14 protein-coding genes are annotated in these 13,018 nt (G+C 69.3%); 5 read left to right on the top strand and 9 right to left on the bottom strand.

Features of this window, described 5'->3' with window-relative positions:
* Positions 1-6 precede the first annotated feature (6 nt).
* Together ACFYWG_RS33195 and ACFYWG_RS33190 are read right to left on the bottom strand one after the other, a co-directional pair.
* The gene (locus ACFYWG_RS33195; RefSeq protein ID WP_383503123.1) at positions 7-285 is read right to left on the bottom strand and encodes a hypothetical protein; all 279 of its coding nucleotides are present in this window, start codon (positions 283-285) and stop codon (positions 7-9) included.
* Positions 282-758 (bottom strand): hypothetical protein, encoded by a 477-nt coding sequence (locus ACFYWG_RS33190; RefSeq protein WP_383503121.1) that lies wholly within the window; start codon positions 756-758, stop codon positions 282-284. Before ACFYWG_RS33190 ends, ACFYWG_RS33195 begins: the two co-directional genes overlap by 4 nt.
* A gap of 501 nt (positions 759-1,259) precedes the next feature.
* On the opposite strand from ACFYWG_RS33190, the gene ACFYWG_RS33185 reads away from it, so the two are divergent.
* Both ACFYWG_RS33185 and ACFYWG_RS33180 read left to right on the top strand, forming a co-directional pair.
* Positions 1,260-2,324 (top strand): NlpC/P60 family protein, encoded by a 1,065-nt coding sequence (locus ACFYWG_RS33185; RefSeq protein ID WP_383503119.1) that lies wholly within the window; start codon positions 1,260-1,262, stop codon positions 2,322-2,324.
* 16 nt (positions 2,325-2,340) lie between these two features.
* Complete coding sequence (locus tag ACFYWG_RS33180; protein WP_383503117.1) at positions 2,341-2,919, top strand: hypothetical protein; 579 nt, start codon at positions 2,341-2,343, stop codon at positions 2,917-2,919.
* A 799-nt stretch (positions 2,920-3,718) separates the two neighbouring features.
* Here ACFYWG_RS33180 and ACFYWG_RS33175 read toward each other — a convergent pair.
* The 4 genes from ACFYWG_RS33175 to mobC all read right to left on the bottom strand — a co-directional run bounded on the left by ACFYWG_RS33175 (position 3,719) and on the right by mobC (position 7,610).
* Complete coding sequence (locus ACFYWG_RS33175) at positions 3,719-3,952, bottom strand: hypothetical protein (RefSeq protein WP_383503115.1); 234 nt, start codon at positions 3,950-3,952, stop codon at positions 3,719-3,721.
* A gap of 303 nt (positions 3,953-4,255) precedes the next feature.
* Positions 4,256-5,395, bottom strand: coding sequence for a hypothetical protein (locus tag ACFYWG_RS33170; protein ID WP_389204452.1), 1,140 nt, complete (start codon positions 5,393-5,395; stop codon positions 4,256-4,258).
* 14 nt (positions 5,396-5,409) lie between these two features.
* Entirely contained in the window at positions 5,410-7,179 is a 1,770-nt protein-coding gene (locus tag ACFYWG_RS33165; RefSeq protein WP_383503109.1) for a relaxase/mobilization nuclease domain-containing protein, read from the bottom strand.
* Positions 7,176-7,610 carry a plasmid mobilization relaxosome protein MobC gene (gene mobC / locus ACFYWG_RS33160; protein ID WP_383503106.1) on the bottom strand — a complete coding sequence of 145 codons (435 nt, stop codon included), beginning with the start codon at positions 7,608-7,610 and terminating at the stop codon, positions 7,176-7,178. The genes ACFYWG_RS33165 and mobC overlap by 4 nt, the downstream gene beginning before the upstream one ends.
* 243 nt (positions 7,611-7,853) lie before the next feature.
* On the opposite strand from mobC, the gene ACFYWG_RS33155 reads away from it, so the two are divergent.
* Complete coding sequence (locus tag ACFYWG_RS33155; protein ID WP_383503103.1) at positions 7,854-8,234, top strand: hypothetical protein; 381 nt, start codon at positions 7,854-7,856, stop codon at positions 8,232-8,234.
* A 145-nt stretch (positions 8,235-8,379) separates the two neighbouring features.
* Here the strand turns inward: ACFYWG_RS33155 and ACFYWG_RS33150 are convergent, their stop codons facing one another.
* Positions 8,380-8,559, bottom strand: coding sequence for a hypothetical protein (locus ACFYWG_RS33150; protein WP_383503100.1), 180 nt, complete (start codon positions 8,557-8,559; stop codon positions 8,380-8,382).
* Positions 8,560-8,922: 363 nt separating this feature from the next.
* A complete protein-coding gene (locus ACFYWG_RS33145; protein ID WP_383503097.1) occupies positions 8,923-9,396 on the bottom strand; it encodes a hypothetical protein in 474 nt (157 codons plus the stop codon).
* Positions 9,397-9,850: 454 nt separating this feature from the next.
* Here ACFYWG_RS33145 and ACFYWG_RS33140 point away from each other — a divergent pair, with 454 nt between their 5' ends.
* A complete protein-coding gene (locus ACFYWG_RS33140) occupies positions 9,851-10,627 on the top strand; it encodes a hypothetical protein (protein ID WP_383503094.1) in 777 nt (258 codons plus the stop codon).
* Between the two features lie 49 nt (positions 10,628-10,676).
* Positions 10,677-11,780, top strand: a complete 1,104-nt coding sequence (locus tag ACFYWG_RS33135) for a helix-turn-helix domain-containing protein (RefSeq protein WP_383503091.1) — start codon at positions 10,677-10,679, stop codon at positions 11,778-11,780.
* Positions 11,781-12,389: 609 nt separating this feature from the next.
* On the opposite strand, the gene ACFYWG_RS33130 is transcribed toward ACFYWG_RS33135, so the two are convergent.
* Positions 12,390-12,869, bottom strand: a complete 480-nt coding sequence (locus tag ACFYWG_RS33130) for a hypothetical protein (RefSeq protein ID WP_383503088.1) — start codon at positions 12,867-12,869, stop codon at positions 12,390-12,392.
* Between the last annotated feature and the right edge of the window lie 149 nt (positions 12,870-13,018).

Raw genomic sequence — 13,018 nt, 5'->3', positions numbered from 1 at the left:
GCCGCCTCAGCCCGCGATGCCGTTGAGGATGGCGATGAGCGAGCTGGACAGGATCACCGCGGCCAGGCCGCCGCCCATCCACTTGAAGGGCTCGCTGCCGCCGCCGTTGCGGGACTTGTCCGACACGGCCAGCTTGTAGACGCCGAAGCCGACGCCACCGACGCCGGCCAGGATCAGCAGCCACAGGCCGTATCCGAAGATCTCGGACACCGGGCCGTTCATCCCCGGGATGGGGGTCGGCTTGGCACCCGGGATGAGCGCCGCGAGGTTCACCATGTGAGTCATTTCCCTTCGATCTCGCGCCGCAGCCGCGCGGCCGCGGTCTGGACGTCCTTGTACTGCAGGGCCTCTTCGGGGCCCTTCACCGCGCGCAGGACAGGCAGGTAGGGCAGGCGCGCCACGCCGGCCAGGCGGCCCTGCAGGGCCCGGACGGTGAAGCGGGCGTCCTGCACCGGACGCGTCGGGGCGTCGGCCACCCACACCAGCCACGGCCGCGGCAGCGGGCCCCAGCGCATGAGGGTCTCCTCCAGGCGCTGCACGCCGTACAGCGTCGTGTCGGTCACCAGCACCGGCACGGTCCCGTAGGGCAGGACCTCGCCCGGCGCCAGCACGCGCGCAGCGGCGCCACCGGAGCCGTTGTCGAGCATGGCGGCAACCGTCGCCACTGCAATGCCGTTGCCGTCGACGGGCATCAGCGCGTACCGGAGTGCAACCGGTGCGCCGGAGCCCGGGGTTGTCATCACCGGTTGGGCGGTCACGCCACAACTCCCCCCTGTACGCCTGAGTTTCAAATCACGGTATTGCGCTTCTTGGGACCACTGAGGCTAGCGTGACCCTCTGTCAGGCACAGATAGGGTTTTGGCGTAGCCGGAGGTCAGGTCACAGGTGCGGCTCTACAAGAGCGCGGAAAAGCGTGGGCTTTGCCCCCAATGGAGCAATTTCGGGAAAGGGTCGACCGCCCGGTTTCCTGTCAGCTCCCCTGCAATTGCAGCGCCAGCACGCATCAGCCACACCCCCGAGTCGCCAAAGACCCCCAGCGGACGCCCCGATTCCGCTGCACGCGGCGGAAGAGAGGGCTTTCCCGGCGCGAAGTCCCCCCGCGCGAGGCCGTCACGAACCCTACGCGAGCCGTGATCGCAGGCAGGGCCCGGCCCCATACGAATGCAGGCGCGCTCGCCGAGCGCCTCGTGATCTAGTACGGCGGACAGTCACGCAACCGGCACACAACAGATGAGAAAGAGCGCACGGGGGGATAGCGCGTGAAGGTACTCATTACGGCTGCCGCCGCGGTGATAGGCCTCGTCCTGGTGGTGACCCTCGGGATCGTGGGGGTGGTGATCGCCGACGAGGACGCCGAAGCCACCGAGACCAGCGACGGCGGCGGTGGCCTGCGCGGCGTGCCGGCCGAGTTCCGCGAGTGGATCCTCAAGGCCGACGCGGCCTGCAACCAACCCGCGATGGTCCCCTCGCTGCTCGCCGCGCAGCTCTACCAGGAGAGCAAGTTCAAGACCACCCGCGCGGAGGCCACCAGCCACGCCGGCGCCCAGGGCCCCGCCCAGTTCATGCCCGGCACGTGGGCGACCTGGGGCCGCGACGACGACGGCAACGGCGAGACCTCGCCCTGGGACATCGGCGACGCCGTCATGGCACAGGGCCGCATGATGTGCTCCCTGCTCAAGAAGGCGGAAGGCTCCGGCTACCCCGGCGACGTCCGGGCCCTGGCCCTCGCCGGGTACAACGCCGGCTGGGGCCGCGTCGAGCAGTACCGCGGCGTGCCCCCGAAGTCCTTCGCCGGCGGCGAGACCTACAACTACGTGCAGATCATCCTGTCGACCATGCCCCGCTTCGAGGGGCCCGGGCTGCTGCAGGTATCCGGCTCCGGCACGGGTGCCAAGGCCCTGCGCAAGGCGGCCACTCGCCTGGGCACGCCCTACTCCTGGGGCGGCGGCAGCGCCCACGGCCCCACGGTGGGCTTCTGCAGCGGCGGCAGCGGCTACCGCAACGGCAGGTGCGTCGCCGACGACACCGTCGGCTTCGACTGCTCCTCCCTCGTCCTCTACGCCTACTGGCCGGCCGTGAAGCTCCCGAGGACCGCAGCCGCGCAGTACGGCGCCACCAGCGACCGCGCCGTCTCCCGGCAGAACCTCAAGCCCGGCGACCTGCTGTTCTGGTCCCGCGGCGGCTCCAGCGCGATCTACCACGTCGCCCTGTACGCGGGCGACGGCAACGTCCTCCACGCCCCCCGCACCGGCAAGAACGTCGAGCTCGCACCGCTGACCTCCGCGATGCCGGACCGCGACTACTTCGGCGCCACCCGCCCCTGATCAGCCTGGACACCGCATGAGCTTCGTCATGAGCAACGAGTACGCGGCCCTCGTGGTCTCCGTGGACGCGGCCCTGCTGGTCGTGGGCGCCGTCCAGTTCCACGCGCTGGCCAAGGCGGCAGCCGCGAAGACCACCAGCCTTCTTGAGCGCCGCGAGGCCTCGATGCGGGCGCTCGCCCGTCGACTGCAGGCAGGCGAGGAGCCCACACCGGAGGAGCTGGAGGCGGCCGGGCAGCGAAGCGGCGCGAGCTTGTTCTCCACGGCGGTCCTGGGGCTTCTCGGCTCGACGTGGGGAGTGCTGTCGGTGGCGCTCGTGTTCGCCGTCGTCGCGACGGTCATCTGGGCCGCCTCCGAGGATCCTGACTCAGCACCCTGGCTGGCGACCTACACAGTGTGGGTCACCTTTGTCAGCGCCCACTTCCTCGTCCTGGAGGCCCTCGTCCGGTTCGTCGCCGTGGTGCGGTCGATACCCGAGGCCGACAGTGTGCGCTCGAACATCGGACCCGAGCTGTACGACCAGGCCATGCACAAGCTGAACGAGTACCGCCAGGCACAACGTCAGCCAGGCCCGGCTCCCGACCAGGAAGAGGTGTAGTCGCCCTGTACGCAACGTGTTGGACAGGACCTGCCTAACACCAGTGCGCCCGGCCCTACGGGGGAGGGGGCCGGGCGCGGTGCCAGGGCCCGGACCGAGGCAACGCCGGGGCACCCTGTTCGCGCAGTGCCGTGGGGGAACGGATTCATGACGCGATGCCCGGATCAACTACCGGCCGCACCCGCCCGTCACGCCCTCACACAACATCTGCACGCCACCCGCCCCTGACGTTGAACCGCCAGGGGCATCGGCGCCGGCTTAGCCGACGCCGACTGCGACCCCTGCAGAAGGGCTCCGCACCAGGATCAGTCAGAGTCCCGCCGGCGCCCGAGGGCACCGCGATCCGGGCTTTGCCCCAGGAACGCACCGGACCGGATCCGATCGATCAAGGTGCGTGCGAGTGCAGGTGAGCGGAGCAACCCCAGGGTTTCGCTGTCACGCAATTCCAAGCAGCGCCGACACGTCGCCACGTGTCTGAGCACCTCCTGAATCGCCACCTCGTCACCGGAGGCGAACCGGAGGAGCGCCGGGCAGCTGGTCTCCTCCGCGCACTCCAAATAGAGGGCAGCGCGGAGCCGATCCCCGATAGCTCGCAGGATGCGGTCAGCCAACTCGTCGTCGAAAGCGTCAGGGTGGTCCAGTGCGAGCGTCTCCATCCCCTGTGTCGTCTGGAGCTCGGCCCCCTTGAAGGCCCGCCTCACCGCACGGATCACCGATTCGCTCGCCGCCGCACGCTCATCATCGATCCGGCTGTAGCAGCGTGCGTGAGGGCGAGGGCCCTTGCGCCGACCTCGTGCAGTCACCGCTGCCCCTCCTCATTCAGAGGCTGCTGAACGCGCTCGGGGACCACCTGACGATGCACGCTCTGCTTCCCCTCCCGCAGGACGCGCATGATCGTGTCCGTCACGATCGGCACGTCCTTCTTGTTCGCGCAGCCGAGTGCCTTCCAGCCGAGGACGACAACGGCGAACACGACGAGTACGACTACAAGGATCCCGCCCCCGACGGCGATAGCCCACACATTCAGGTCCATCGTTCTAGTGCCTGTTCTGCTCGGGGAACGCAGAAGGCCCCCGAGCTATGCAGCTCAGGGGCCTAACACGTTCCGTAAACGACGAAAGCCCACCGAAAGGCGGGCTTCGATGTCGGGACGCACCTGTCCCCGACGACTTCCACGGTACTTTGAGCGATCCCTTGATCACAAGGAGGGTCGAGGGTCCGCTACGGCCGGACACAAACGGGCAGTCCCGCCGTCCGCCACGAGCTGTGCAAGTCACTCCGCTGGTGTGCCGCAGGGAGATGTCTGGCCTGCGGCACACCCATGCTTGCGTCTGAACTACCGACTTCGGCCACTCTTCACCGTGGGTCCGGCCTCCCGGTGCGCGGCCACGCCGGGCGTTGTCGGCGCCGCCCCCTTCGCGGCCTTAGTAGGGCCCATGCTTGGCGACGTCGACCGGGCCGCAGCCGTGCTCACCTTCAGTCCCGTCCCCGCCGGCGTACCCAGCGGCTTGCGCAGTGCGTCGACGGCGGCCTCGACCAGGCGCCGCCCCATCTGCGACTGCGGGCCCTCCTGCCATGAGGGGTCCTTCGGCAGCCGGGCCAGATGCTCCGCGACCGGCTGCCCCTTGCTCTCCATGTCCGCCATCCGCGCGGCGACCAACGGCCACTGACGCGCCGACACCAGCAGGTCCGCCTCCCGCTCCGCGCCGGGCATCGCCTCGCGCACCATGCGCACGAACTTCGGGTTCTCCGACTCGATGGCCAGTTGCCGAAGGGCCCGCTCTCGATCCCCCAGGTCGAGATCCTTGGGGATGTCCAGCCCGACCGTCAGCGGCCCGTACGACAGCGTCGCGTCCCGGCTCGTGGTCGGCACCTCCGCTGCCGCGAGCACCTTGGCGACGGCCATGTCGACGCCGACGCCCTCCTCGTGCGCGGCTGCGAGGATCGCCCGCACGTCGACGCCGCGCTCGTTCAACGTGGCCATTGTCTGGGTCATCTCCGGCCACGCCGGAGACGACAGGATCGCCTCGCGCACCGGTCCCGCCGGCAGCGTCTCCCGCAGTGCCTTCGCCCACTCGTCCGTACCCTCGTGGGCCGCTCGATGAGCGTTCGCCACGACCTGGTCCCGCACGGTCACGGCGATCTCCCCGACACGCGGGAGCATCGTCTCCAAGTCCACCCCAGCGCACTTGAGCCCGACCAGCTGCTGCGCAAGCTGCGGCCAGTCCGCGCCTTCCAGCAGGGCCGTGCGGATGTCCTCCGGGAAGTGTCTCTTCACCTCGGCCGCAGCCTCGATCGCCGACCCCTCAGCGTCGGCGAGCTCCTCCTCCTGCTCGGCCTTCTTCTGCTGCTGACGGCGCACCGCGTCAGCGATGGCCAGGATCAAGCGGACGGCCTTGGTGGACACCTCCACCGCTTCAGCAGCGGCCTGAATGAAAGCCTCCCCGGCCTGCTCCTCTGGCGTCGGTGTTGCCATGCTTGCTCCCCTCGTTATCGGGCCCGTGACGGACCCTTGTACTGCTCGTCACCCGGTGGCCGACGCGTCGGACCGGGCGCCCCCGTCTTGCCCGGCGTGCCGGTGCGCCCGGTGCCGCCCTTGGACGTCGGCGACGAACTCGTGCCGGGGGCGGCCGCGAGCGCTCCGCGCTGACGCTGCCACCCGTCCAGCCGCCAGGTAAGCACCTCGGCGACCGAGTCCGCTGAGCCCAACTCCCTGCGGGCGACAACCGCAGCAAGGACGTCGACAGGGTCCTCGCCAGCCTTCTCGACCGCCACCAACCGCGTCTGCAGCGCGGGCCACGCCGGGTCCGCGAGCACCGCACGTGCGTGGGCGGGAAGCGCCTCCTGCAGCACGCCAGCCATCGGCCTCTCCCCGTCGGCTCCCAGTGTTCGGCGGACGCCAGGCGAGCGGACGACTGTGCGCTTCGAACGCGGCCGGTACTCGCGAGCAGCGCTCGCGCCGGCGGTCACCTCGACCGCCTCGCGCAGCAGTCGACCCGCCCGCCCGGAGGCCTCCGCCTGGACTCGGTGCTCCTGCGCCTGGTGCCAGCGGCGGGACGCCTCGATCGCAAGCACCAGGGCGAGCAGAAAACCGAGTGCGGCACTCGCATCGTTGTGCCCGGCTGCGGCCGCCGACTGGGACAGCAACTGTGTCGATTCCCGGTACAGGCTGCGCGCCTGGCCCTCCAGCGCACGGTCGCCCGGCACGCGCGAGGCGCGCTCGAACTCATACGCCGCCTCCCGCAGCCGGTCGCGCACCATGCGCGGCGAGATCACCGCCGCGACGACGATGAGGTCGCCGAGCGCGGCGATGTCCCCGGCCCCCTGGTGCAGCCCACCCGCGCCGAGCTGGTCCGCGGCCGCGCGCACCCGCCGCTCCGCCTCCTGCCACATCGCCGCCGGCGCGACCCTCGGCACCGTAACGGGTCCTGCCCAGCGTTCCCGCACACGCGGAAGGGACAGATCGGAGGCGAGCCGGGTGCCAGAGAAGAAGACCGCCCGCTGCCCACCATCGCGGTCGCCGGGCAGAGCGACGGCGTACCCGGTGACGTTCCCGTCCGGCGCGACACGCTTGTTCACCCGGACCCCGGCGGCCGTGAGCCGGGCGAAGAAGTCAGTCTCGTTCGCGGCCGCGGCCGCGGCTTCCCGGACCGTCCGCTGAAGCGTCTCGCGCACCGGCTCTGACAGTCCGCGCCGGACGGCCTTCTCCTGCTCCCCGGTCTTCGGCCACTTCCGCGCAGTCTTGTCGCCGTGCTTCAGCTGGCGCAGCCCGAACTCGACCTCGAACTGGCGCGCGGCCGCGTGCATCTTCGGGATGTCCTGCCGCAGCCGCGGCTGCCGACCGTCCTGCCGGGCCTGCGTCGCAACGATGTGAATGTGGTCGTCAGCATGCCGGATCGCCACCCACCGACAGCCCTGATCGTCCCCGTGCTCGGCGATGCCGGCGGCGTGCATCATCTCGCGGGCGACCCTCGCCCATTCCTCGTCCGTCAGCAGTCGGTCCTCGGGCGCGTTGCGCACCGCAACGTGGTAGACGTGCTTGGCCGGTCGCTTCCCGAGCAGGGCGTGCACCGGGGCGTCCAGGATGAGCGCCAGGTCGGCGATCGTCATGTGCGGCGAGCGCGCCGGGTCCTCGACAAAGGGGTCGTCCCACGAGGCGACCATGTGCGGGTTGGTGTGCTCGTCGCGCTTGCCCGGACCGTACAGGTAGTCCAGCAGACCCCAGGTGTCCGTGCCGTCCCGGGCCTTCTTCGGCATCATGCGCGCGGCCGCCGCTCGCGCATCACCTGGCGCGTCGCCTCGTCCATGCGCTGCATCGCCTTGAGGATCGCGTCCAACGTGGCCGCGAGCTGAGCGCTGGTCACGGTGCCGTCGGCGTTCAACGCCTTCGCGATCTGGTTCAGGTTGTTGCCAATACGCGACGCCTGGTTGCGGGACTGGATGAGTTCGGCGAGGACGTCGCGGGCATCGGCCGAGACGGGCACGACCTTCTCCTTGGCCACCTTCAAGGCGGCGTCGCCGACCCATGCAGCCAGAGCCTGGTTGTCGCGGGCAGCGGCCTCGTTCACGATGGTCAACTCGGCATCGTTGTACGACACGAGGAACCGGTTGGTGCGGCGGCCTGCGGCCTCGCGCTCGCGACGACGCTTCGGTGCACGGCGCCGGCCGTCCGCTGCCGGTGGCTCTGCCACACCAACCCCCTTTCCAACCCCCCGGTCCGTGCTCGGACCAAAGATCACCGGCCGCCCACAGTAGTGGGCCAACAGCCGGGGGACCACGCTTACTGATATCAGTAAGCACTAACTCGCTTCTGTCTGTTACTACCTCCCTTAGAGGCACCGGTTGGTCGTGACGTGCGGTCAAAAGCGTTGCGACCCGCGGCGCTTCGGTGGATTCCTCGCGGCTGCCTGAATGCCGGGCACTACGATCACCGCATGCCAAGCGCTGATGAGATCTTGCAGAAGATGAGGGAACTCCAGAAACGTCGGGAGGCGGCCGCCAAGCCGCTCGTGGACGTCCTGGCCAAGCGGAGCAGGCTGCTGGAGCAGCTCGCCGAACTCGACGAGCCGTACGGCAAGGCGTACGTCGACGCCGAAGCGGCGGGGTGGACCGCGGAGGACCTGGCGAAGCTCGGCGCGGAGGAACCGTCACGGCGGCCGCGGGTCCGCACGCGGCGGCCGCGGTTGTCGGCGAAGAGGACCGACAACCAGCCTCCTATGGCGGCCTCCAACGGCTCCTCGCCGGCGCGGACGATCCCGACTCAGGACGGGGCGGCCGCGGACGCTGCTACCGCGGACAGCACCACCTCGTCCTGACCCGCTCCACTCCCCCGGAGGCACGCGAGGGGCCTCGCATCAGCGGGGCCCTTCGTCGTTGGTGCCTGGTCGCGGCTGCCGGTTAGATGGCGGGCGCCCGTAGCTAGCTCGAACGGATGCGGGCGCCCTTGGTTGCTGCGTGCGGTCAGCGCCGCTGCAGCCGCGCCCTTTCGCTGTTGGCGGCTGCGGTCCGCTTGGCGGTGGCTGCGATCTTGCTGGCGGCGGAGTCGGCAGCCTCGCCCTCGAACGAGATGAAGCGTCGCCCGCTGCAGACGGAACATCCGGGCCTGCTGTGTCGCTGGCAGATCACATGCAGCTGGTCCATGGCGTGGATCCTTTCCCTTGGCGGGGGCCTGCTGCCAGCGGTTGTGCAGGCGGCGGAAGGCGAAGGAGTCGGGGTCGGGGTCGGCGTCCTCGCCCAGTTCCTGCTTCCAGCGGCGCCAGGCGCGCACGGGGCACAGGTGGGCGCGGGAGCCGAAGGGGACTTCCACCGTACGGGGGGCGACCTTGGACACCCGCAGGTCGACGATGAGTCCGCGGCCTTCGGGGTCCTCGGTGGCGTCGCGTACGCGGAGCCAGGCCAGTTCGTGCTCGCGGCTGGCGACGGCGAAGTGCAGGGTCATCAGCGCCAGGTCGCGCACGCCGGCGCGGTTGCGGGGCAGTGTGGCCGCGACCTTTTCCATGTGCCTCACGAGCAGGGCGGGGCGGGGCCGCAGCCGCGTCGCGCGCCTGCCTTCTCCGTGGTCTTGACCTTGGCCTGCAGCAGGGCGCGGGCTTCCTCGGCGATGTCTTCGGGCAGGGCGAGGCAGTGTTGGCGGCGGGCGGTGACGACGATGCCGGACAGACGGTGGTCGATGGTGGTGGGGGCCAGCAGGGTGCCGGGCCTGCGGCCGGGTTGGAGCCAGCACCACTCGACGAAGAGCACTAGGGTGCCCCTGCGCACGGCGAGCGGGGGCAGGCCGGTCTCGTTGCAGTACTGCTGCCAGGCTTTCCAGTCGGCGGCGTAGGCGTCGCGGGTGCGCTGGGGGCGGTTCCTCGACGTGTCGGGTGGCAGCGCGGTCGAGCTGGTCCAGGCGGGCCGGGCCGGGCGCGCTGTCGACGGGGGCGGGCGGCGCCGTGGGCGGGGTTGCAGGCGTCCCCCAGGCGGCCAGGTCGCGTCCACTCCACAGGAAGCTGGAGCCAGGCCGGTGCTCGGCGCTGGCGATCGCGTAGCGCCGCCACAGGCGGGGGCCGGAGACGATGTGGGCCTCCCACCCGGTGGAGAACGTGCCGTCCGTGCGCCGGTAGCGCTGGACCATGCCCTTGACGCTGCCCTCGTGCTCGAACAGCTAGCGGTGCCGGTCGCCGTCGCCTGGCGCGCTGGGTCAGCGTCCAACTTCGCGGAGGCGTGGACGGTCCTGGTGCGGTGGGCAGGATGGTGCGTCAGCGGTGGTGCAGGAAGCGGAAGGCGAAGGCGTCGGGGTCCTCGCCCAGTTCCCGCGTCGCTCCGGGACGTAGCCAAAACTCACTTCGAGCTGTTCCATGAAAGCAGACGCGCAAGTTGATTGAGATCAACTAAAGTGATAGCACTGTCGGCACGCTTCGATGTGAAGCGCTGAACCGGAAGGGTCAGCCGCATGGATGTTCCTGTTTCCGCTTGGGCCGTTGAGTTGTTCAACGATGAGGAGACGGCGCGAGAGGTGCGCGACGGGATCGGCCAGGCGCTGGTGGATATGCAGGCCAACGCTCGCTCTTCCCAGCAGGACGCTGACGTGTCCTCCACTCAGGTCCACGGTGTTGCGCGCTACCGGGGGGCGTACGAGCGGGTCAGCGAGCGCCTGGCAGATCTGCCGGGCGCCCAGTTGGTGAAGCCCAATGGCTTCCAGTTCGAGCTGGTGAAGATCGGAAACGGCCTGCTGTTCCCGTTCTGCTTCTCCAAGAAGGACAGTAACGTCCGTGCCGCACGGATCCAGAACGTGTGGTCGGTGATCCGGGAGCTGTTCGCCTTCGCCCCGCCCTCGGAAGACCTCTTCGGCGGGTACGGGTTCGACCCGAGTGCCGTGCAGCTCCGGCCGAGACTCGCGGCCCTGCCGAAGGGCACGCGTCTGGTCCTCGTTCCCTTCGCCTGCAACGCGGCCGGGCTCCTCAAGCCCTACTGGGGCGTTGCGGCACTGGCGGACGAGAGCGGCACCCTGGAGTGGGTCATTGACCCCGAACCCCTGCCGTTGCCGGACGCTCCGAAGACGAAGCTGACGATTCCGCAGCAGCTGGCGGGACACCCGGGCTTCGACGAGGGCGAGCAGCCCATCGTAGCTCTCGCGCCCCGCCCCAGTGCGGAGCGGAAGCTGGACCTTCCTCCGGTGAGCGAAGTCGCCCCAATCGAACCCCTGACGAACGAGAACGATGAGAAATGACCACCCAGTCCTTCCCGGGCTGGAGGACCGCACCGCCACCCCCCGCGCGGTGTCCGATGCGTTCGACCCCGCGCGTCTGACCCAGGCTCGGCGCCTCGCCGGCCTGACCAAGAAGGACGTGGCCGAACACCTCGGGGTTACCCCTGCGGCGGTGGGCCAGTACGAGACGGGTGTCTCCCGCCCGCGTCCGGACCTCCTGCCACGGCTGGCGAAGGTCCTCAAGGTGCCGGTGGAGTTTTTCATTGCCGGGAGGCCGAGCCAGCGTCTCGACTCCTCGATGGCTCACTTCCGCAGCCTGCGCAGCACGCCGAAGGCTCAGCGCGAGCGGGCCCTGGCGTTCGCCGAGCAGGTCTGGGAGCTGACCTACGCGCTGGAGCGACGAGTGCAGTTGCCGCCCGTGGACCTGCCCGGTTTTGCCGGCGGCGAGGTGCATCCCGGACTAGCCCTGCCGTCGGAGCCCGTCGCTGCCGCGCAGGAACTGCGGCGCCAGTGGGGCCTGGGGGACGGCCCGGTCACCCATCTCGTCCGGCGCATGGAGGCGCACGGCATCGTGGTCGTCCTGCCGGCGGAGGCCGATGCGACCGCCGCGACGGTCGATGCGTTCTCCTCGCGCTCTGCGCGCCCGCTGGTGGTCCTCACCAGGAACCGGGCCAACGACGTTTACCGCCACCGCTTCACCGCCGCCCACGAACTCGGCCACCTGGTACTACATGGCGACGCCACCGGCGACAGCAGGCAGGAACGTGAAGCGGACGCGTTCGCCGCGGAGTTCCTCACACCGCAGGCGAGCATCCTGCCGCTGCTGCCGCGGCGGATGGACCTGGGGCATCTGGCGGGCCTGCGCCGTACCTGGGGCGTGTCCGTGCACTCCCTGGTGTACCGCTGCCGCGAACTGGGCGTCATCTCGGACGCCACCGCAAGCAGGACCTACCAACGACTCCGCGCCCTGGACGGCCAGCCCGGCTTCGCCGCCGAGCCGGTCAGCGGCTACCCGGGAGAGCAACCCGTCCTGCTGTCCCAGGCGTTCAACCTCGCAACCCAAGAGACCGGGCTGGGCGTACGGGACCTAGCCCAGGAACTGGCCTGGCCCCTGGGACGGGTCAGGGAGTTGTTGGGGATGCCGGACAGCCGACCGGCGCTGCAGTTGGTGTAGCCGCTCCGCCGACTCTGGCCCGCCTCGCTCGAGGTGGGCCAAAGTACTCGGCCTCGCCCACGACAGCCTGGCGACGTTTCGTGGGCGGAGAGCGTGACAGCGGGAATACGGCGGGCGGCCGACTTCCCGCCGACTTTAAGATCAGCGCCTACGACCGGCTCTCCGACCGCCAGCCCGCGTTAGACCCCTGGCCCGACTCACCAAATCATCAGCAAGGCTCTGATCAGCAAGTGGCGGAAGGCCGTCCTCAGTGCTGCAGCAGGATGGCTTCGTACGTTTGTCCTGCGGCGGATGCTCCAAGCCAGCCAGCTCATAGAGAAGGGTGTAAACGTCGATGTTCGGATCATCATCGCTGTGCGGGCCAACGATAACGATCGTGGCTTCGTCTTCAGCAGTGAAGGCTACGACCACTCGCAAAGCACGAACCAGATGCCTCACGCACAAGTGCTCGACCACCTCCCCAGTGAGTCTGTAACCGAGGGCCTTGCAGCCCTGGCTACGTAACTCATTCAGGAACTGGTCGTATGCAGCTCGCTGCGTGCGACGCAGTGTTGCGACCTGTTGCTTTGCGAGTGGTGTGATAGAGACCGTGACAGCCACTGGCGCAGCCTAGTGGGCTCGCGCCGCCGCTTCCTCGTCTTTGGTCAACGCCGGTTCAACCTCTCCCTTGCGCAGCTGTCGGAGGCTGGTCTTCATGTCCTCCCGATCAAGCAGGGCCGCGTCCTGCAAGCGGGTCCAGACAGCGTTGATGAGGTCTCTATTGCGCCCCGCGGTCCGCAGCTCTCTCACCAGGTGGAGCACCCGGTGGAGCTGTACCGGGTCCAATCGCTGAGGATGCTTGCTGGCCAGAGACAGCACCCCCTCATCAACCCAAGTCCTGACGGTACGGTCACTGAGGGCCAGTAGTGACGCTGCGATCTTCAAGCGGACTGGCTCAGCGGTGCAGAGTGCATCCTCAGCAACGCTGCGAAGCTCCAACGCTTCTTCCGGGTCCTGGCGCTCGATCCGTTCAGCTACCGCTTCCACCCGTTCTACGCGATCAAAGAGCGCTCTGACCTGCTCTTTCTCTCGTTCCAGTGTCTGCGTCATTACTGCCTCCTTCCATCGCCTGACTTCTAAATATGCCAGCATTTTCAGAAGCCGCAACAGGGGAAGCACGATGTGACGAAAACGTGCCCCTGCGTGCCCGCTGTGCCGCCCTGCTCTGCAGATGGCACATTCGCCGCTCGCTGGTACAA

Origin of the sequence: Streptomyces sp. NPDC003456 (assembly GCF_042878735.1) — a bacterium.
In the GTDB taxonomy this organism is placed as follows: Bacteria; Actinomycetota; Actinomycetes; order Streptomycetales; family Streptomycetaceae; genus Streptomyces.
Note: the sequence above shows the minus strand (reverse complement) of the source record. Positions and strands in the feature narration are given on the sequence as shown.